The organism is Megasphaera intestinihominis, from assembly GCF_040096415.1.
Taxonomy (GTDB): Bacteria; Bacillota; Negativicutes; order Veillonellales; family Megasphaeraceae; genus Megasphaera; species Megasphaera intestinihominis.
Genome location: NZ_JBBMEU010000001.1, coordinates 1 through 19,360 on the forward strand (window position 1 = coordinate 1; position 19,360 = coordinate 19,360).

The 19,360-nt window shown below is 54.8% G+C and carries 19 protein-coding genes; 18 read left to right on the forward strand and 1 reads right to left on the reverse strand.

All coding sequences use genetic code 11. The features are described 5' to 3' along the window. The first annotated feature begins 336 nt into the window (after positions 1-336). The 5 genes from WMO23_RS00005 to WMO23_RS00025 all read left to right on the forward strand — a co-directional run bounded on the left by WMO23_RS00005 (position 337) and on the right by WMO23_RS00025 (position 4,535). Positions 337-2,028: a glutamine--tRNA ligase/YqeY domain fusion protein gene (locus WMO23_RS00005; RefSeq protein ID WP_302511991.1), complete on the forward strand. Its 1,692-nt coding sequence runs from the start codon at positions 337-339 to the stop codon at positions 2,026-2,028. Positions 2,029-2,126: 98 nt separating this feature from the next. Beyond that, positions 2,127-2,402, forward strand: a complete 276-nt coding sequence (locus WMO23_RS00010; RefSeq protein WP_014016527.1) for a DUF4321 domain-containing protein — start codon at positions 2,127-2,129, stop codon at positions 2,400-2,402. Between the two features lie 18 nt (positions 2,403-2,420). Beyond that, on the forward strand, positions 2,421-2,981 hold the full coding sequence (locus tag WMO23_RS00015; RefSeq protein ID WP_349172980.1) for a Maf family protein: 561 nt from the start codon (positions 2,421-2,423) through the stop codon (positions 2,979-2,981). Further along, positions 2,978-3,667, forward strand: a complete 690-nt coding sequence (gene radC, locus WMO23_RS00020; RefSeq protein WP_020309747.1) for a RadC family protein — start codon at positions 2,978-2,980, stop codon at positions 3,665-3,667. The genes WMO23_RS00015 and radC overlap by 4 nt, the downstream gene beginning before the upstream one ends. 106 nt (positions 3,668-3,773) lie before the next feature. After that, positions 3,774-4,535 (forward strand): EFR1 family ferrodoxin, encoded by a 762-nt coding sequence (locus WMO23_RS00025; RefSeq protein WP_349172982.1) that lies wholly within the window; start codon positions 3,774-3,776, stop codon positions 4,533-4,535. A gap of 52 nt (positions 4,536-4,587) precedes the next feature. Here the strand turns inward: WMO23_RS00025 and ppx are convergent, their stop codons facing one another. Beyond that, positions 4,588-6,123 carry an exopolyphosphatase gene (gene ppx, locus WMO23_RS00030; RefSeq protein ID WP_020724024.1) on the reverse strand — a complete coding sequence of 512 codons (1,536 nt, stop codon included), beginning with the start codon at positions 6,121-6,123 and terminating at the stop codon, positions 4,588-4,590. A 183-nt stretch (positions 6,124-6,306) separates the two neighbouring features. Between ppx and WMO23_RS00035 the strand changes: the two genes are divergently transcribed. The 13 genes from WMO23_RS00035 to ispG all read left to right on the forward strand — a co-directional run bounded on the left by WMO23_RS00035 (position 6,307) and on the right by ispG (position 19,357). After that, on the forward strand, positions 6,307-7,851 hold the full coding sequence (locus tag WMO23_RS00035; RefSeq protein ID WP_349172983.1) for a Ppx/GppA phosphatase family protein: 1,545 nt from the start codon (positions 6,307-6,309) through the stop codon (positions 7,849-7,851). A 7-nt stretch (positions 7,852-7,858) separates the two neighbouring features. Beyond that, positions 7,859-10,015, forward strand: coding sequence for a polyphosphate kinase 1 (gene ppk1, locus WMO23_RS00040; RefSeq protein ID WP_292281951.1), 2,157 nt, complete (start codon positions 7,859-7,861; stop codon positions 10,013-10,015). Positions 10,016-10,072: 57 nt separating this feature from the next. Further along, positions 10,073-11,080, forward strand: coding sequence for a resuscitation-promoting factor (locus WMO23_RS00045; protein ID WP_020309743.1), 1,008 nt, complete (start codon positions 10,073-10,075; stop codon positions 11,078-11,080). A 226-nt stretch (positions 11,081-11,306) separates the two neighbouring features. Continuing rightward, positions 11,307-12,050 (forward strand): 30S ribosomal protein S2, encoded by a 744-nt coding sequence (gene rpsB, locus WMO23_RS00050; RefSeq protein ID WP_020309742.1) that lies wholly within the window; start codon positions 11,307-11,309, stop codon positions 12,048-12,050. 109 nt (positions 12,051-12,159) lie between these two features. Next, positions 12,160-12,807, forward strand: coding sequence for a translation elongation factor Ts (gene tsf, locus WMO23_RS00055; protein WP_020309741.1), 648 nt, complete (start codon positions 12,160-12,162; stop codon positions 12,805-12,807). Between the two features lie 80 nt (positions 12,808-12,887). Continuing rightward, a complete protein-coding gene (gene pyrH, locus WMO23_RS00060) occupies positions 12,888-13,613 on the forward strand; it encodes a UMP kinase (RefSeq protein ID WP_020309740.1) in 726 nt (241 codons plus the stop codon). Positions 13,614-13,659: 46 nt separating this feature from the next. Then, complete coding sequence (gene frr / locus WMO23_RS00065) at positions 13,660-14,220, forward strand: ribosome recycling factor (RefSeq protein ID WP_292105450.1); 561 nt, start codon at positions 13,660-13,662, stop codon at positions 14,218-14,220. A gap of 23 nt (positions 14,221-14,243) precedes the next feature. Beyond that, on the forward strand, positions 14,244-14,471 hold the full coding sequence (locus WMO23_RS00070) for a hypothetical protein (RefSeq protein WP_239639542.1): 228 nt from the start codon (positions 14,244-14,246) through the stop codon (positions 14,469-14,471). Next, a complete protein-coding gene (uppS, locus tag WMO23_RS00075) occupies positions 14,464-15,231 on the forward strand; it encodes an undecaprenyl pyrophosphate synthase (RefSeq protein ID WP_020309737.1) in 768 nt (255 codons plus the stop codon). The genes WMO23_RS00070 and uppS overlap by 8 nt, the downstream gene beginning before the upstream one ends. A gap of 19 nt (positions 15,232-15,250) precedes the next feature. Beyond that, positions 15,251-16,078 carry a phosphatidate cytidylyltransferase gene (locus WMO23_RS00080; RefSeq protein WP_020309736.1) on the forward strand — a complete coding sequence of 276 codons (828 nt, stop codon included), beginning with the start codon at positions 15,251-15,253 and terminating at the stop codon, positions 16,076-16,078. Between the two features lie 13 nt (positions 16,079-16,091). Next, complete coding sequence (locus WMO23_RS00085) at positions 16,092-17,237, forward strand: 1-deoxy-D-xylulose-5-phosphate reductoisomerase (RefSeq protein WP_301876918.1); 1,146 nt, start codon at positions 16,092-16,094, stop codon at positions 17,235-17,237. A gap of 14 nt (positions 17,238-17,251) precedes the next feature. Next, positions 17,252-18,274, forward strand: a complete 1,023-nt coding sequence (rseP, locus tag WMO23_RS00090) for an RIP metalloprotease RseP (protein ID WP_020309734.1) — start codon at positions 17,252-17,254, stop codon at positions 18,272-18,274. A gap of 15 nt (positions 18,275-18,289) precedes the next feature. Next, the gene (gene ispG, locus WMO23_RS00095; protein ID WP_020309733.1) at positions 18,290-19,357 is read left to right on the forward strand and encodes a flavodoxin-dependent (E)-4-hydroxy-3-methylbut-2-enyl-diphosphate synthase; all 1,068 of its coding nucleotides are present in this window, start codon (positions 18,290-18,292) and stop codon (positions 19,355-19,357) included. Positions 19,358-19,360 lie beyond the last annotated feature (3 nt).

The following is a 19,360-nucleotide window of genomic DNA, read 5'->3' on the forward strand; positions in this document are numbered from 1 at the left end:
CATGTAGGCGATGGGGAATAACGCTGGCAGTCTGCCATAAAAAATACACGGACATTGGCCGAATTGTAGGGGCTTCCTGTGGGAAGCCCGCCAGAGATATTCGACCACAGCCCGTTCGGGTATAATAACAGAATTTTACGATGGATACGAAAATGGCGATGTCGTCAGTTTGAGTGTCTGCCGCCGCGTTGCGGCATCGGAGTCCGGGCGGCCTGTGAACTGTGCTCTGTGTCCTCATTTTCCTAAATCTACTGGAAACAGTTGCAAAATAGGCGCTAATCACGGTATAATGTGATATTGAAGGCATTTATACATATATGAAAGGGAGATACATCGATGGATAACGAAACGACCAAAAATTTTATTGAAACTATTATCGATGAAGACAACGAAAAGAATACATATGGCAAGCGGGTCCATACCCGTTTCCCGCCGGAACCGAATGGCTATCTCCACATCGGCCACGCCAAGTCGATCTGCCTGAATTTCGGCATTGCCAAGAAATATGGCGGAATAACGAATCTCCGCTTTGATGACACGAATCCGTCGAAAGAAAATACGGAATATGTAGAATCGATTAAACGCGATGTCAAATGGCTCGGTTTTGACTGGGACGACCGCATGTTCTATGCGTCGGACTATTTCGATAGACTCTATGAATACGCCAAGAAATTGATCCGCCTGGGCAAGGCTTATGTCGACGATTTGTCGAGTGATGAAATCCGCGAATACCGCGGCACGTTCAATACGCCGGGGAAGGAAAGCCCGTACCGTAACCGCAGCGTCGAAGAAAACCTCCAGCTCTTTGAAGATATGAAAGCCGGCAAGTTCGCCGATAGCGAAAAGGTACTGCGCGCCAAGATCGATATGGCCAGCCCGAACCTCAACATGCGCGATCCGGTCCTTTACCGTATCGTCCATGCTTCGCACCATCGGACAGGCGACAAATGGTGCATCTATCCGATGTACGACTTCGCCCATCCCGTATCGGACGCCATCGAACGCATTACTCATTCTATCTGCACCTTGGAATTTGAAGCTCACCGTCCGCTGTACAACTGGGTCCTCGAAGACTGGGACGATCCGGAAGGCCAGAAACCGCGGCAGATCGAATTCGCCCGCCTGAATGTCACTAACATGATCACGAGCAAGCGTAAACTGCGCCTCCTCGTCGAAAAGGGCATCGTCAGCGGCTGGGATGATCCCCGTATGCCGACGGTTTCCGGCATCCGCCGCCGCGGCTATACGCCGGAATCAATCCGCGACTTCTGCGAACGCATCGGCGTCGCCAAGGCAGACAGCATGGTCGATATTTCCCTCCTGGAATACTGCATCCGCGAAGACCTGAAGATGAAAGCACCGCGCTTGATGACGGTCATCGACCCGATCAAGGTCGTCCTCACCAATTATCCAGACGGCAAGACGGAAACGATGACGGCCGACAACAATCAGGAAAATGAAGCCATGGGCACGCGCGAAATGACGTTCAGCAAGAACCTTTATATCGAACGCAACGACTTCATGGAAGAACCGGTCAAGAAGTTCTTCCGCCTGGCTCCGGGCAAGGAAGTCCGCCTCAAGTATGCATACATCATCAAATGCGAAGAAGTCATCAAAGACGAAGATGGCAACATCGTCGAACTGCACTGCACGTATGACCCGGAAAGCAAGAGCGGCAGCGGTGCCAACGCCAACCGCAAGGTCAAAGGGACGTTGCACTGGGTCAATGCCGAAGATGCTGTCGACGTCGAAACCCGCGTCTATGACTATCTCTTGAAGGACGACGGCAGCGAGGAAGAAGGGGAAAGCAAGGATTTCCTCGACCAGATCAATCCCCACAGCCTCGACGTATACCACAGCAAGGCCGAAAAGGCATTGGCAACGTATCATGTCGGTGATAAGTTCCAGTTCCTGCGCCAGGGGTATTTCGTCATTGATCCCGATACGACGGCAGACCACCTGGTCGTCAACCGCATCGTCGGCCTCCGCGACACCTGGGCTAAGATGCAGAAAAAGAAAAAACAATAAGCGATTATTAAAAAAGGGGCTGCCTTTCTCAGAATGGATTAGAATTTCATGAGAAAGGGCGGCCCTTTCGTATCTTGCGTGTATAATGGAGGTAGGCCATGAAAACCCCTGGCTCACACAGTCTGTTGTTCTTCTTTATTTTCCTCATCGTCGGCGGTATCCTCGGTGGCATCGTCGGAGAGGCCCTGTATGCTGTTCCGGCCTTGAAGGGTATCCTGCCGGCCCTGACGCAGCATTATGAAATCTTGAATATCCAGAATATTCACCTCAATCTCTATCTCATGGAATTGCAGTTTGGCATCCATCTGGCACCGAATATGCTCAGCATCATCGGCGTCATCCTGGCAGCCATTCTCTTTCGTCATCTTCAATAATTTAGGAGGGATTATTACATGCTCATCTTAGCTTCTGGTTCGCCTCGTCGTCGCGAACTGCTGACGCAGATCGGCGTCGCCTATATGGTCAATCCGAGTACGTACAGTGAAGAATCACCGAAGAAAAAGAATCCGGAAAAATACGTCCAGGCCCAGGCGTTGGGCAAGGCACGCGATGTAGCTGAAAAATTCCCGGGACAGTGGGTCCTCGGCGCCGATACGATTGTCGCCATCGATGGGGAAATGCTGGGCAAGCCCCGCAATGAAGCCGCTGCCGTCGAGATGCTACGGGAATTGTCCGGAAAGAAACACTCCGTCTATACGGGCATCGCTTTGATCAATGGCCATAAGGAATACACGAAGGTCGTCGAAACGAAAGTCTGGTTCCGACGACTGAGTGAAAAGGAAATCAAAGCCTATGTCGCTTTTGGGGAACCGCTGGACAAAGCCGGTGCCTATGGCATACAGGGCCGGGCTGCGGCTTTCGTCGATAAGATCAATGGTTCCTATACCAACGTCGTCGGCCTGCCCTTGTCCCAGGTATGCAAGTTGTTCCACAAAGCCAAGGTCCATGTATGAGCGACCCTTTCCGCAGCCTCGCTGTTTGTGAGAAACCGCGGGAAAAATTCCTCCGTCACGGTCCTTCGGCTGTGACCGACCAGGATTTGCTGGCGATTCTATTGCGGACGGGTACGAAGGGACAATCCGTCCTCGATGTGTCGCGGCAGGTCCTTCATTCCCTGCCAGGGGAAAATATTTGTTATCTCAGTGATACCAGCATCGGCGACCTCTGTCAGATTCCCGGCATCGGGACGGATAAGGCCGTCACGGTCTGTGCCGCCGTCGAGCTGGGACGGCGTATTTCCCGGCAGCACGTAAAGGAAGCGGCGCCTGACTTCAGTACGCCCCAGGCCATTGCCGGCTATGTCATGGAAGATCTGCGCTTTTTGCCGCAAGAGCAGTTCGGCGCCGTCTATTTATCGACGAAGAACCAGCTCATCGCCTATCGCACGCTGACCATCGGCACGATCAATGCCAGCCTGGCCAAGTCGCGGGAAGTCTTCCGCTATGCCCTGCGCTACAATGCCGCAGCTGTCGTCCTGGTCCATAACCATCCGTCAGGCAACCCCGAACCGAGCCACGAGGATATCGTCGTGACCCAGCGCATTGCCGACGCCGGCCAGATCATGGAAATACCCGTCCTCGACCACATCATCATCGGCGACGGGACCTTCGTCAGCCTTTGCGAGCGCGGTTACGTGTAAAGACAAATGTATCAAGACAAATGACAGGGTTTCATGATATAATGGATGTAAAATACCGTCCGCCTGCAAGCGGGAAACTGGCAGTGCGGTCTCTGAGGTGAGCCTTATGATTCTTTACTTTTCAGGAACGGGAAATTCATTATATGTGGCCAAGAAGCTGGCTGAACTGACTGGTGATACGGCCGTGCCGATTTCGGCTATCCATGAACGGTGCCAGCGTATCCAGGATCGCATCATCGGCTTTGTCTTTCCCGTCTATTTCGGGGATCTTCCCGAACCCATACAGGATTTCATCAGACAGGTCCGTTTCCAGAAATCGACCTATTTTTATGGCATTGCTACTTGCGGCAGTGCGCCTGGCCGGTCGCTCAGGACGATGGACCGGATCCTCCGGCGTCAACATTGTTCTTTGTCCTACGGGGCTGTCCTGCCGATGATCGCCAACAGTACTATCGCGTCGCGGCGCCATATCCGCTACGATATGAACCGCCTGGACCACGCCGATGAACTGGTCGATGCCGCAGCCGATAAGATACGCGGGCAGGTCCGGGATACGACGGCCATCCATTCGTCGCTGTCGGCCTGGCTCATGAACCTGGGCCTGATCCGCCATGCTGGGGAACGCTGGCTGACGCCAGCTGTCGATGGGGGACGCTGCGTTGCCTGCGGCCTCTGTGCCCGCATCTGTCCGGTGAGCAATATCATCTGTACGGCGAAAGGGGCCGTCATCGGCTCTCATTGCAGCCATTGCCTGGCCTGTGTCCACTGGTGTCCCCAGCAAGCCGTCACCGTCCATGGTAAACAGATCCTTTCTGAGGACCAGTACCACCATCCCGACGTCACGGCTGAAGACATGATGCGGCGATAAGAGTAAAAAGGGGCTGTCGCATGTGCGACAGCCCCTTTTTTTATCCGGACCCTTACTTCCAGACGAGGAGCAGGGAAGCGCCGAATTCTTTTTTGAATTGTTTGCTCAGTTGTTTCATTTCGTAGTCAGCGGCGTTGTACGTCGAGCCCGGCGCCGTCGTGATGATCATGACGGCGACGTTTTCGGCCAGTGTGACTTCGACGTCGGTGACGATTTGTTCATACGTCAGGTCCGAGGCTTCGGCCAGGGCCAGGATGGTCGAGAGTTTGCGGATCATGATCCAGTCTTCGGCAGAGGCCATGTTGGCGTAACGGTAGGCCCGGATGATCTTGCGGCTGATGCCGTGATGGAAGCCGGCGATGAAGCCCGTAATGATTTGTTCGACCTGGGTCAGGCCGTAGAGCGGGGCATGAGCGATCATGAAGGCCGAATGGCGGGCGTGGTTGTAGAAGTTGATGATCTTGCCGACATCGTGCATGCGGGCGGCTGTCTGCAGCAGGAGGCGTTCCCGCGGGCCGTAGCCGTGGAGCGGCTGGAGCTGGTCGAAGAGCTGGGTGGCAATGCGCGTGACCTGGTCGTAGTGAGCCTGGTTGATGATGATGCCGCTCAGCGTACCGATGAAGTTCTTGACGCTGAAATCGAGGATGTCGTCGAAACGCGGTGACGGCAGCTGGCAGTACGAAGCGTAGTATTCAAAGAATAAACCTTCGCGGAGGCCACAGCCGCTGACGACCATTTCCGGGCTGCCCGTCATGTCGAAGATGGTCTTGATGACGGCTGCACCGGCGACGATGAGGTCAGAGCGTTCACTGGACAGGCCGTCGATTTTCTTGCGGTTGGCACTGGTCCGCGTCGTGATTTCATGATAGAGATTTTCAAAATGTTCCAGGGGCATGATGTAATTATGGAGCTTCGACAGTTCATAATTCGTCGCCCGCTGGTCCATTTTGGCGAAGTTACGGGCTGTACCGCCGATGCCGACGATGGGCAGCTGGATGTCCTCTATCCAGGGGACGGCGGCCATCTTTTTGCGGACGAATTTCATCAGGCTGGCAATGGCTTCGGAATCAGGATTGCCCTGGGTGCCGAATTTTTCCGTCAGTGTGACGGCGCCGATGGGGACCGACAGGGAATGGACGGCTTCTCCGTCGCGGACTAAGGTCATTTCGACGCTGGCACCGCCCAGGTCGAAGATGAGGAAGTCCTTCATGGCGATGGTGTTGATGACGCCGAGATAGCCTAAGTACGCTTCCCGTTCACCGGTGATGACGTTCATGGTGATGCCCGTTTCGGCATTGATGCGCTTCAGGAAAGCTTCGCCGTTGCTGGCATTGCGGACGGCTGCCGTCGCGACGGCCCGGCATTCATGGATGTCCATGACTTCCATGATGTGCTTATAGACATGCAGGCAGGTCAGGGCCCGCTGCATCCCTTCTTCACTGATGACGCCGGTCTGGCTCAGGCCGTGGCCCAGGCGGATGGCTTCTTTTTCCTGATAGAGCAGGGAATAAGACTGGTTGTCGGCAATCTGCATGACGACAAAACGGATGGAGTTAGAGCCCATGTCGATGATGGCTAATTTTTCCATGGTATACCTCGTTTCTGCGGATGTTTATCAAGTTTATCGTTTACCTTTTCCATTATACTACAGAATAGAGAGGCATGCCGAAAATTTTTACAAAAAATATACATACATACGGTGACTTTCATGTATAATAAGAAGAGTATCAGCTAGACAGCAACTATACCGTCAAGAAAAGTGGGGAGAGTAATGGAAAAACAAACCCGGAATGTTTTCGGTATCATCCATATCGGGACGGTCAATATGACCTTGAAGGTCATTGCTTACTCGTCTTTGGATGATATGGAAATCATCGAAAATGTATCCCGAGAAGTAAAATATGGGGAAACGGTATTCCAGCGCCATCACGTCAGTTTTCAGTCCCTGAACGAAATCTGTCAGGTCCTGCTGGGATTCCGCCAGCTCCTTTGCGACTATGATGTCAAAGATGTCCGCGTCCTGTCGACGACAGTCATCAGCGAAGCCGACAACTTGATCAGTGTCCTTGACCAGATCCATATCCGTACGGGCTTCGACGTCGAAGTCATCCACATGACCAAGGAAATCTATTATAAGTTCTTTGGTCTTTATTATAATGTATTGAAAGGCAAATTCAATTTTGCCGATAAAGCCGTCATGCTCCTGGACATCACGTCTGGCGGCGTCGGCCTGACCTGCTGGAAATCGGACCGCCTCTTATTCCAGCAGAATATCCACATCGGCTCCCTGCGCATCCTGGAAAATTTTACGGAAAAACAGCGTGACGAGCTGACGTTCCCGACGGCTGTGCGCGAATATATCTACGGCACCCTTTATCCGCTCTGGAAAGGCGTCCAGCAGTATGATATCAAGTATATCGTCCTGTCTGGCCGCGGAGCCAACTTGGTGGCACGCCTCATGGGCAAGACCAGTGAAAACGGCCTCTTCCTGATCACGCCGGATGAACTGCGCCAGTTCGTCTATTCCTTCCACGGCGTCACGCCGTTCAAGCTCATGAAGCGCTTCGGCCTGTCCCAGAACCTGGCCAATGTCATCATGCCGACGATTCTCTTGTATTATGAACTGCTGCGCATCGTCGATATCGACATGCTGGTCGTCATGCCGACGACCTTTACTGAAGGCTATACCATGTATTATGTGGCCGAAAAGACCCATAACGATTATATGGCCCATGTCCAGGGCCTGCTCCTGGACATGATGCGCCGCCTGGCCAAGAAGTACTTGTCCGATTCCATCCATTCCGCCCGCATCGAAGAATACTGCAACGTCCTCTTCCAGGCGCTGTACCAGTTCATCGGCCTCGATTACAGCTATAATTATCTGCTCCACCTGGCCGCGATTTTCCACGAAACGGGGAAATTCATCAATATCCGCAAACACAACCTCTGCACGTATAACCTCATCAGGGAAACGGACCTCTTCGGCCTGGCCGACGATGAAAAGGAAATCCTGGCCGCCGTCCTCTACTATGCCTTTGACGGTACCTTGCAGGAAGCGTCGCCAGTCTACCATTCCCTGACGCCACGGCAGAAGGTCATTACGGCTAAGCTGACGGCGATTTTCCGCCTGGCCGATTCCCTGGACAAGAGCCATTTAGGGAAAATCAGCGCCATCCGGGCGGAACTCAGGGAAGACGAGATCGTCGTCCATTATACGGCCGATGCCGATATTTCTCTGGAACGCTGGACATACCTGAAAATGGCCGTCGACTTTGCCGAAGTCTTTGGCATTTCGACGAAATTAGTGAAAGGATAAGATAATCATGGCAGATTTTACGGATGCTCAATATTTTTTAAATCGTGAATGTACATGGGTCAAATTCAATGAACGGGTCCTGCGCGAAGCCATCGTCCCGTCCAACCCGCTGCTGGAACAGCTGAATTTCATCGCCATCGCAGCGTCGAACCTGGATGAATTCTTCATGATCCGCGTCGCCGGTGTCAAGCACCTCGTCGAAAGCGGGGTCAAGCACATCGACATCGCCGGCATGACGCCGCAGGAACAGTTTGAAGCCATCCAGTCCATGGTCCATAAGCTGGTCGGCGACCAGTACCGCTACTATGGAGATATCCAGCAGAAGCTGCAAGCTCACGGCCTGCACTTCATCGGCGTCGATGCCCTTGACGATGACCAGCGGCTGTGGCTGGAAAGCTTCTTTGAACGGGAAATCTACCCGGTCGTCACGCCCATGGCCGTCGATTCCAGCCATCCCTTCCCATTCCTGTCCAGCCTGAACCTGAACCTGGCCGTCCTCTTGCGCCGCAAACAGGGGGACCGCTCGGTCAAGACGGCTATCCTGCCGGTCCCGATGTCAGTCATCGACCGCATCATCAAGGTCCCGGACAGTGTTTCGCCGGCTGGCAAGCAGCATGAAGGTCATCAGTTCCTCTTCCTGGAAGACGTCATCGCCGCTTATGCGGAACGCTTCTTCCTGGGCTGCGACATCCTGGAAGTCGAACCGTTCCGCGTCACCCGAGACGCCGACCTGGATATCGACGACGATGCCGAAGACCTCCTGATGGAAGTCGAAAAGAGCCTGAAGAAACGCCGCAAAGGGGCGGCTGTCCGCCTGGAACTGGCTGCTTCGTCGTCGCGCATGATCCGCGACTTCCTGCGCGATGAACTGCAGCTCGAAGAACGGGACATCTATTCGATTCCGGGTCCCCTGGACTGCAAGGTCTTCTTCTCCTTCGTCGGCATCGACGGCTACGATGACCTGCGCTATCCGCCGGTGACGCCGCAGCCGTCGTCGGAACTGGCCGCCATCGACGCGCCTGATTTCTGGTCGGCCATTGCCGAACGGGACATCATAGTCCATCATCCCTATGAAACCTTTGAAACGGTAGAACACTTCATCCAGCTGGCTGCGACGGACCCCCATGTCCTGGCCATCAAACAGACGCTCTACCGCGTCAGCAGCAAGTCGCCCATCATCGTCGCCCTGGCCCAGGCCGCCGAAAACGGCAAACAGGTCACGGTCCTCATGGAAGTCAAGGCCCGTTTCGATGAAGAAAATAATATCCACATGGCCCGCAAGCTGGAAAAAGCCGGCTGCCATGTCATTTACGGCATCATGGGCCTCAAGACCCATTCTAAGATCACCCTCGTCGTCCGCCGCGAAGAAGACGGCATCCGCCGCTATGTCCACTTGGCGACGGGCAACTACAACGGCAAGACGGCCCGCATCTATACGGACGTCGGCATCCTGACGGCCAATACCCTCATCGGCGTCGACGCATCGGCTTTCTTCAACCTCTTGTCGGGCTACTCCGATCCTCCTCAGTGGAATAAGCTGGCCGTTGCGCCGCTCAACCTGCGGGAAACGATTTATCAGGAAATCGATCAGGAAATCGCTCAGGCCAAGGCCGGCAAGAAAGCCGTCATCGTGGCCAAGATGAATTCGCTCCTCGATAAGTACGTCATCGCCAAGCTCTATGAAGCGTCGGCAGCCGGCGTCAAGATCCGCCTCATCGTCCGCGGCATCTGCGTCATCCGCCCTGGCCTGCCTGGCATCAGCGAAAACATCGAAGTCCACAGCATCGTCGGCCGCTTCCTGGAACACAGCCGCCTGTTCTACTTCTACAACGGCGGCAAGGAAGACGTCTTCATTTCTTCGGCAGACTGGATGCCGCGCAACCTCAACGAACGCGTCGAATTGATGACACCTGTCGAATTCCCGCCGCATAAAGAACGGATCAAGCGCATCCTGAAAGTATACTTCGACGACAACGTCAAGGCCTATGCTATGAACAGCGACGGCTCGTACCGCTACCTGGCAGACGAACGCAAGGGCAAGTCTGTCAACGCCCAGGATACATGCCAGCGCGAAGCTGAACGGCTGGCATCGGAACGGAAGAAGGCAGCCCGCCAGTTCCGCAACGTCGTCCTGCGCCCGCGTCCTGCTGAAGAAGACAAGTAAATTGACAAGCCTGCCGGTCTTTGCTACAATGAAAAGAAAAGCATTAGGAGGCATGGCATGGACTGGAAACGATTCAGCATGACTGGATTCAAGAATAAACGACCGATTACACGCATGTACGCGACGATGATCGCCTTATTGGTCATCGTGTCCCTGACAGGGTTCATCGACAGGGGGAAATCAGTGACCCTCGTCGCCGATGGCGAAACCCGCCAGGTATATACCCACGCTGTCAATGAAAAGGCATTGATGCGGGAAAACAATATCGACATCGGTGATTACGATGAAATCGATGTTTCGACGCAGAAACTCGACGACGGCAGCTACGTCAAGGTGCGCCGGGCCATCCCGGTCACCCTGGAGTACCGCGGACAGACCCAGGAAGTCTACACGGCCAAGCACAATTCCCAGGAAGTCGCCGAACAGTACGGCTATAATAAGGAAAAGTACCGCCCTTATGGCGACGTCCAGAAACCGCTCCAGGCGGGGCAGCACATCGTCATCGGCCACGTATCGCGCAAGACCATCACGGAAGATGAAGTCGTGCCCTATGCCATCGAAAGCATCCCTGATGAAACCTTGGGCCAGGGCGAAGAGAAAGTCATCCAGGAAGGGCAGAACGGCCGCAAGCGGGTCAAGCTGAACATCGTCAGCGTCGACGGCCAGGTCGCCGACAAGGAAACGCTGTCGACGGAGCTCATTTCGGAAATGCAGCCTCTGGTCCGCAAAGTCGGCACTAAGGAAACCGTTGAAATCAATACCAGCACAGGTGATGTATCCCACTACCAGAAGATCATCACCATGGAAGCGACGGCCTATCTGCCGACGGACGGCGACGGCCAGTGCATCACCCGCATGGGGACGCGGGCCCGTTATGGCGTCGTCGCTGTCGACCCCAACGTCATTCCCCTGGGCTCGACGGTCTTCATTCCCGGCTATGGCGTAGCCCGGGCCGAAGATACAGGCGGAGCCATCCTCGGCAACCGCATCGACCTCTGCATGGAAGACTACGATGCCTGCATGAACTTCGGCCGCCACACCGTACCGGTCTATGTCCTGAATTAAATTTTTCATTATCCGCTACGAACTGCAAACTTACAACTCAAAGCAAGGGCAGGCATTTGAAAAAATGCTTGCCCTTGTTTGTCATATATGCTATAATACCAAAGGTTTGAATACCAAACCCTAAAATACACACGCTTGGCGAGCTCAGCACTGTGCCCGTTCCCCGTGGGGAAGGGTGAAGATGAGCGATGACCGGGCGGAGGAAAAAACAGGAGGAATTACAATTATGGCAGTAGTATCTATGAAACAATTATTGGAAGCCGGCGTTCATTTCGGTCATCAGACCCGCCGTTGGAACCCGAAGATGGCTCGTTTCATCTTCACCGAACGTAACGGTATCTACATCATCGACTTGCAGAAAACCGTTAAGAAAATGGACGAAGCTTACAATTTTGTCCGCGACCTGGCTGCTGAAGGCGGCAAAGTCCTCTTCGTAGGCACGAAAAAACAGGCCCAGGAATCCATTAAAAACGAAGCAGAACGCTGCAACCAGTACTTCGTCAACGAACGCTGGCTCGGCGGTATGCTCACCAACTTTCAGACCATCGAAAAGCGCGTAAAACGCTTGAAGACATTGGAAAAACAGGCCGAAGATGGCACGTTCGAACTCTTGCCGAAGAAAGAAGTTACGCTCCTCAAACATGAAATGGAAAAACTTCAGAAATACCTCGGCGGCATCAAAGACATGAAGAAACTCCCGGACGCTCTCTTCATCATCGACCCGAAAAAAGAAGAAATCGCTGTTTCTGAAGCCCGCAAACTTCACATCCCCATCATCGCTACGGTTGACACCAACTGCGACCCCGATGTCATCGACTATCCGATCCCGGCTAACGATGACGCTATCCGCGCCGTCAAACTCTTGACCGGCAAGATCGCTGACGCTGTCCTCGAAGGCAACCAGGGCGAACAGACTGAAGAAGGCGCCGCTGAAGGTGCTGAAGCCGCTGAAGAAAAAGCAGCAGAATAAGATTACTCGTTCTTTGAGAACTGAATGGTTATTATAGAAAGGTAAGGAGCCTTTGCTTCTTACCTTTCTTCAAACTGTATAATTCACATTACTTTTAGGAGGAATACTCATGGCTATTACAGCAGCAATGGTAAAAGAATTAAGAACAAAAACCGGTGCAGGCATGATGGACTGCAAAAAAGCATTGACCGAAAGCAACGGCGACATGGAAAAAGCCGTCGACTTGCTTCGCGAACACGGCTTGGCTGCAGCAGCTAAGAAAGCAGACCGCATCGCTGCTGAAGGTTTGGTTTATTCTTACATCCATGGCAACGGCCGTATCGGCGTTCTCGTCGAAGTCAACTGCGAAACGGACTTCGTCGCTCAGACAGATAACTTCAAAGCACTCTGCAAAGACATTGCAATGCAGATCGCTGCTGCAAAACCGGCATACCTCAAACGCGAAGAAGTTCCGGCTGACGTATTGGAACACGAAAAAGAAGTTCTCCGCCAGCAGGCCCTGAACGAAGGCAAACCGGAAAAGATCGTCGAAAAGATGATTGTCGGCCGTATCGAAAAATTCTACAAAGAAAACTGCCTCCTCGATCAGGAATTCATCAAAGATTCTGACAAGACGGTCCAGCAGGTCGTTACGGAAGCCATCGCTAAGATCGGTGAAAAAATCGACATCCGCCGTTATACGCGTTATGAATTGGGTGAAGGCCTGGAAAAACGGAACGATGATTTTGTTTCCGAAGTAATGGCACAAGCTAAATAAGATTGCATAAGAGAACACCCAACCCGTGTTCTCTTATTTTCTAATTGGACTTGTATACCGACAGAGGAGGCACTTCTTTTATGGAATCGAAAAAGTATCATCGCATCGTATTGAAATTGAGCGGCGAAGCACTGGCTGGCAAACAGGGTTACGGCATCGACCCGGAAACGGTCGAAACCATTGCCAAGCAGGTCGTCGAAGTCAATAAGCTCGGCGTCCAGGTCGCCATCGTCGTCGGCGGCGGCAACATCTGGCGCGGCCTGTCCGGCTCGGCTAAAGGCATGGACCGCGTCTCGGCAGACTACATGGGCATGCTGGCTACGGTCATGAATTCCCTGGCCCTCCAGGACGCTATGGAAAAGAACGGCGTCGCTACCCGCGTCCAGACGGCTATCAACATGCAGCAGGTCGCTGAACCGTATATCCGCCGCCGGGCTATCCGCCATATGGAAAAAGGCCGCGTCGTCATCTTCGGTGCCGGTACGGGCAACCCTTACTTCTCGACGGATACGACAGCCGCACTGCGGGCTGCTGAAATCGAAGCCGATGCCATCCTCATGGCCAAGAACGGCGTCGACGGCGTCTATGACAGCGATCCCAAACTCAATCCGGATGCCAAGATGTTCAAGCATCTGACCTATCTCGACGTCATCAACAAAGACCTGAAGGTCATGGATGCTACGGCTACGACGCTCTGCCGCAACAACAACATCCCCATCGTCGTCTTCAACATCGACCAGCCGGGGAACATCGTCAAAGCCGCCAGTGGAGAAGATTTAGGCACTGTAGTCGACAAAGAAGACTAAAAGCTGTATGATATACTTATAAAAATAAAATAAGGAAGTGATTGACATGGAAGTAAAAGAAATCATTGCCCAGCACGAAGAAAAGATGGACAAGACCATCGAAGCCCTGAAACGGGAATTGTCGTCGATCCGCACGGGCCGCGCCAGCACGTCGCTGCTGGACCGGATCACCGTCGACTACTATGGTATGCCGACGCCGGTCAAACAGGTCGCCAATGTGGCCGCTCCGGAACCGCGCATGATCACCATCGCCCCGTGGGAACCGAAGATGCTCGGTGAAATCGAAAAGGCCATCCTCAAGTCCGACTTGGGCCTGAACCCGAACAACGACGGCAAGATCATCCGCCTGGAAATCCCCCAGCTGACGGAAGAACGCCGTAAGGAACTGAGCAAGAAAGTCAGCAAGATTGCCGAAGACTCGAAAGTCGTCATCCGCAATATCCGCCGCGACGCCAACGAAACCATCAAGAAGATGGAAAAGAAGAAGGAAGTCACGGAAGATGACAGCAAAGAAGGTCAGGAAAACATCCAGAAGCTGACGGATAAAAAAATCAAGGTCATCGACGAAATCAAAGCGAAAAAAGAAAAAGAAGTCATGGCCGTATGATGGATATACGGATTTTTATTGGCATGCCGTTACGGTATGCCAAATCTGTATTACAGGAAAAAAATATTCCTTTTGTCATAGAGCGGACGCTGTCGCGGAGCCACTTTTTCCACTGCGACCCTGAGCAGACCTATGTCATCCGCGCCCAGCGGCGGGATGACGGCACAGTCTGCCTCTTGGTCAACGACAGCCTGGAGATGAGCGGATCCGTAGCGGCAGCCCTGCGAAATGGAGACGTACAGCATGATTAACTTTTTTGGCAAAAAGAAGGAAACAGCAGGCTCCGTGTCCGAAGCCATGCTGGATCCGAACAACATTCCCCGCCACGTAGCCATCATCATGGACGGCAATGGCCGCTGGGCCAAGCGCAAGGGCCTGCCCCGCAGTTACGGCCATCGCGCCGGTGCCGATACGCTCAAGCGCATCGTCGTCGCTGCCGACGACCTGGGCATCAAGGTCCTGACGGTCTATGCCTTTTCTACGGAAAATTGGAAGCGCCCTGATGAAGAAGTGTCGTACATCATGAAGCTCATGAAGAGTTACCTGAGCAAGAATCTCCTGGAACTCAAGGAACACAACGTGCAGCTCCACGTCATCGGCGATATGAAGCGGCTCCATCCGGACCTGCAGGATACCTTTTCTCAGGCCGAAGCCGAAATGGCCGCCAATACGGGCCTTATCCTCAACGTCGCCGTCAATTACGGCGGCCGCCTGGAAATCACCCAGGCTGCCCGCAAAGTGGCAGAAGCCGTCCGGGACGGCCAGATCCGCCCCGAAGACATTAGCGAAGCGACGCTGGCCCAGTATCTCTATACGGAGCCGGAAAATGACGTCGATCTGCTCATCCGCCCCGGTGCGGACAAGCGGGTCAGCAATTTCCTCCTCTGGCAGATGGCCTACGCCGAATTCTGGTACACCCAGCTCTGCTGGCCCGATTTCAGCAAAGATACCCTGGTCGAAGCTATTTTGTCCTTCCAGGGCCGGGAACGGCGCTTTGGCGGCTTAAAATAAATCAGGGAAGGTATATGATATGTTGGCAAAACGAATACTGACAGGCATCGTCGGTGGTGCCTTTACGATTTTTGTGATTTACGAAGGGAACTGGCTGTTTTTCCTCATGATGGCCCTGTTATCCCTCGTCGCCTGGTATGAATACGGCAACCTGGTCCACAAGCTCCACGCCGTGACGGCCGACAAGTGCGGTGCCGTATGGCTCGTCGCCATGCTGGCCGCCTATTGGTTCGGCAGCACCAAGGTCATGCTCGTCCTGGCCTTGGGCCTCCTTTTCTGGCTCATGCTGCGGACCGTCTTTTTCCACAACAAGATTAAGCCCGTAGACAGTGCCTATACCTTGTACGGCCTGCTCTATATCGGCTGTGGCTTTCTGGCCATGCTGGCCCTGCGCAGCGGCTCTGTGGCTTCCTTCATGGGCAGCAGCTTCGGCGCCGTCATGTTGGAACCGGCGCGGTTCTTCGTCTTTCTCCTCATCTTTTCGACCTGGGCCAGCGATACTTTTGCCTTTGCCGTCGGCAAGATGATGGGCAAAGTCAAGCTCTGCCCGGCCATCAGCCCCGGCAAGACCCGCGAAGGTGCTATCGGCGGTTTCGTCGGTACCCTGGCCGTGGCCATCATCTTTTCGCTCATCTTTAAATTCTCCGTCCTCCACGCCCTGGCCATTGGCGTCATCATCGGCATCATGGCTCCTTTAGGCGATCTGGTCGAATCCATCTTGAAGCGCGTCTGCGGCGTCAAGGATTCGGGGAACATCATCCCTGGCCACGGCGGCGTCCTCGACCGCTTCGACAGCCTGCTCTTTGCAGCGCCGGCTATGTACGTCTATTTGATGCTGGTCATTTAAAGGAGGGCAGGGAATGAAGGATATTTTGATTTTAGGCAGTACCGGCTCTATCGGGACCCAGGCCGTCGACGTCATCGACGCCCATCCCGAGGCCTTCCGCCTGGCCGGCGTCGCCGCTTATTCCCATTGGCAGGAAGTGGCCCGCCAGGTCCGGGACCATCAGGTGAAATGGGCCTGCATGGTCGACAAAAAGGCGGCTGATGAACTGCGCCGTGCCGTCGGTCCGGCGTGTACTGTCTTTTCCGGCAGTGACGGCCTCTTGAAACTCATCGATGAATGCGACGCCCAGATCGTCCTGACGTCCCTCGTCGGCGCCGCCGGTATCGAACCGACGCTCCACGCCATCGAGAAGGGGATGGACATCGCCCTGGCCAACAAGGAAACCCTCGTCGCTGCCGGTGAACTGGTCATGAAGGAAGCCGCAGCCCGCGGCGTCCGCATCCTGCCCGTCGACAGCGAGCACGGGGCCATCTTCCAGTGCCTCCAGGGGCGCCGCCCGGAAGAAGTGGCCAAACTGCTGGTCACGGCTTCCGGCGGACCCCATTTCCGCCGGCCTGCGTCGGAATTTTCGTCGATTACGGTCGAACAGTGCCTCAAGCATCCGACGTGGAACATGGGTGGCAAGATCACCATCGATTCGGCGACGATGTTCAATAAGGGCCTGGAAGTCATCGAAGCCCACTGGCTCTTCCACATGCCCTTCGACAAGATCGAAGTCGTCATCCAGCCGCAGAGCATCATCCATTCCATGATCGAGTTCATCGACGGTTCTGTCCTGGCTCAGCTGGGCATGCCCGATATGCGCCTGCCCATCCAGTACGCCTTTACCTATCCGGAACGGATGACCGTCCGCGGCGCCCGGCCCATCGACTGGAAGACGCTGGGGACGCTGGAATTCTTCCCGCCTGACGACGAGAAGTTCCCATCCATCGGCCTGGCCTATGAAGCCGGCCACATCGGCGGTACCATGCCCTGTGTCCTCAACGGGGCCAATGAAGTCGCCGTCTATGCTTTTCTGCGTAAAGAGATTTCCTTTACGCGTATTTTTGATATTGTCCGTACAGTCATGGAACGGCACACGGTCTCGCATGACGTCACCCTGGCGTCTATCCGCCAGGCCGATGCCTGGGCCCGCCGCTGTGCTGCTTCCTTGCTGTAGAAAGGGGATTTCCCGTGGGTCTTACTATTTTAGCGACGATCTTCGTCTTCAGTGTCATCGTCTTCGTCCACGAACTGGGCCATTTCGCGACGGCCAAGTGGGCGGGGATGCAGGTCGATGAGTTCGCACTCGGCTTTGGTCCCAAAGTGTACAGTGTACGCCGCGGAGATACAGAATATTCCCTGCGGGCCATTCCTCTTGGCGGATTCAACCGCATCGCCGGCATGACGGAAGAGGAAGACTTGAACGATAAATCTTTCCTGAGCAAACCTGTCTGGAAGCGCATGATCGTCATCGCTGCCGGCGGTATCATGAACTTCGTCCTGGCCATCGTCCTCTTGTGGGGCCTGTTCTTCGTCGTCGGTACGGTGACCGTTTCGCCGGAAGCCGTCGTCGGCTCGACCATCGCCGGCTCACCGGCCGAACAGTCGGGCCTTGCAGCCGGCGACCGCATCGTCCGCATCGGCAACCAGGAAATTTCCAAATGGTCTGATATTTCTCAGGCCGTCGCGCCATACAGCCACGCCGTCGTTACCGTGGAAATCGAACGGGACGGCCAGATCCAGGGCGTCGAAATGGTGCCTGACGTAGACAGCGCCTCGAAGAAAGCCATGCTCGGCGTCATGCCCATGACGACCAAAGAAGCTCATGGCTTCTTTGAATCGGCGGGCATGGCCGTCCAACGGACAGGCAAGCTCTGCCAGCTCATGATCGTCGGCCTCTATGATATGGTGACGGGCCGGGAAAAGGCCGAAGTCGCCGGTCCTATCGGCGTCGCTCAGCTGGCCGGTCAGGTCGCTGCATCGGGCTTTGCCAATTTGCTCATGTTCACGGCCTTCCTCAGCCTCAACCTGGGCATCTTGAATCTCCTGCCCGTACCGCTCCTCGATGGGGGCTATATTATTTTATTGATTCTCGAAGGTATTACGCGCCGGCGGATGCCGAAACGGGCGTTGTACTACATCCAGGTCACAGGGGCCGTCCTCTTGGGCTCCCTGTTCCTCTTCGCCATGTTTCAGGATATCAGCCGCTTTTAGAAAGGCAGGCCTTGCATGAAACGTAGAAAATCTCTTCCCGTCCAGGCGGGCAGCGTCACCATCGGCGGCGATGCACCCGTATCGGTCCAGACCATGTCGACGGTCAACCCGGCCCATATGGCCGAAGCCGTCGTCGATGCCCGCCGCCTGGCATCGTATGGCGCTGAAATCTTGCGCTTCGCCGTTCCCGATATGGAAGCGGCCAAAGGCCTGGCCGCCGTCGTTCAGGCCGTGGATATCCCCATTGTCGCCGATATCCACTTCGATTACCGCCTGGCCCTGGCCGCCGTCGACAGCGGCGTCCAGGCCCTGCGCATCAATCCGGGCAATATCGGATCTGACGACAATGTCGTCAAAGTCGTCGAAAAAGTACGTCCTAAGGGAATCCCCATCCGTATCGGCATCAATACAGGTTCCCTGCCGGAAGATATCCTGGCTCAGAGCGGCGGCCATCCGACGGCAGAAGGCATGGTCGAAGGGGCCCTGCGCCATATCCGCATCCTGGAACGCATGGATTACCGCAACATGGTCATTTCCCTCAAGTCCTCCGACGTGCCCTTGATGATCGAAGCCTATGAAGCCCTGGCCGATAAGGTGCCTTATGCCCTGCACTTGGGCGTAACTGAAGCCGGCCTGGTCCGTGAAGGGAGCATCAAGTCGGCCATCGGTATCGGTACGCTGCTCCACGAAGGCATCGGCGATACGATCCGCGTATCCCTGACGGGCGATCCCGTCGAAGAAATCAAGGCCGGCCAGACCATCCTCAGTGCCCTTGGCCTGCGCCGTTTCGGGCCGACCCTCATTTCCTGTCCGACTTGCGGCCGGACCCAGGTCCACCTCATCGACCTGGCCCAGGAAGTGGAAGAGGCCATTTCTCATCTGACTGTGCCCATCAAGGTCGCCGTCATGGGTTGTGTCGTCAACGGTCCCGGTGAAGCCAGGGAAGCCGATTTCGGCATTGCCGGCGGTAAGGGGAAGGGCATCGTCTTTTCTCATGGCCAGGTCCTGCGCACCGTGCCGGAAGACCGGCTCGTGTCCAGCCTGCTGGAAGAAATTGAAAAAACCATTGCAAAGGAGTCTTAACTC

Bases quoted from the DNA above. Each gene is read 5' to 3' on its own strand.
- ppk1 (WP_292281951.1), top strand. From the start codon at position 7,859: ATGGCAGATTTTACGGATGCTCAATATTTTTTAAATCGTGAATGTACA.
- pyrH (WP_020309740.1), top strand. From the start codon at position 12,888: ATGGAATCGAAAAAGTATCATCGCATCGTATTGAAATTGAGCGGCGAA.
- WMO23_RS00025 (WP_349172982.1), top strand. From the start codon at position 3,774: ATGATTCTTTACTTTTCAGGAACGGGAAATTCATTATATGTGGCCAAG.
- WMO23_RS00035 (WP_349172983.1), top strand. From the start codon at position 6,307: ATGGAAAAACAAACCCGGAATGTTTTCGGTATCATCCATATCGGGACG.
- WMO23_RS00015 (WP_349172980.1), top strand. From the start codon at position 2,421: ATGCTCATCTTAGCTTCTGGTTCGCCTCGTCGTCGCGAACTGCTGACG.
- uppS (WP_020309737.1), top strand. From the start codon at position 14,464: ATGATTAACTTTTTTGGCAAAAAGAAGGAAACAGCAGGCTCCGTGTCC.
- WMO23_RS00085 (WP_301876918.1), top strand. From the start codon at position 16,092: ATGAAGGATATTTTGATTTTAGGCAGTACCGGCTCTATCGGGACCCAG.
- ppx (WP_020724024.1), bottom strand. From the start codon at position 6,123: ATGGAAAAATTAGCCATCATCGACATGGGCTCTAACTCCATCCGTTTT.
- radC (WP_020309747.1), top strand. From the start codon at position 2,978: ATGAGCGACCCTTTCCGCAGCCTCGCTGTTTGTGAGAAACCGCGGGAA.
- WMO23_RS00080 (WP_020309736.1), top strand. From the start codon at position 15,251: ATGTTGGCAAAACGAATACTGACAGGCATCGTCGGTGGTGCCTTTACG.
- tsf (WP_020309741.1), top strand. From the start codon at position 12,160: ATGGCTATTACAGCAGCAATGGTAAAAGAATTAAGAACAAAAACCGGT.
- WMO23_RS00070 (WP_239639542.1), top strand. From the start codon at position 14,244: ATGCCGTTACGGTATGCCAAATCTGTATTACAGGAAAAAAATATTCCT.
- WMO23_RS00045 (WP_020309743.1), top strand. From the start codon at position 10,073: ATGGACTGGAAACGATTCAGCATGACTGGATTCAAGAATAAACGACCG.
- WMO23_RS00005 (WP_302511991.1), top strand. From the start codon at position 337: ATGGATAACGAAACGACCAAAAATTTTATTGAAACTATTATCGATGAA.
- ispG (WP_020309733.1), top strand. From the start codon at position 18,290: ATGAAACGTAGAAAATCTCTTCCCGTCCAGGCGGGCAGCGTCACCATC.
- rpsB (WP_020309742.1), top strand. From the start codon at position 11,307: ATGGCAGTAGTATCTATGAAACAATTATTGGAAGCCGGCGTTCATTTC.
- WMO23_RS00010 (WP_014016527.1), top strand. From the start codon at position 2,127: ATGAAAACCCCTGGCTCACACAGTCTGTTGTTCTTCTTTATTTTCCTC.
- frr (WP_292105450.1), top strand. From the start codon at position 13,660: ATGGAAGTAAAAGAAATCATTGCCCAGCACGAAGAAAAGATGGACAAG.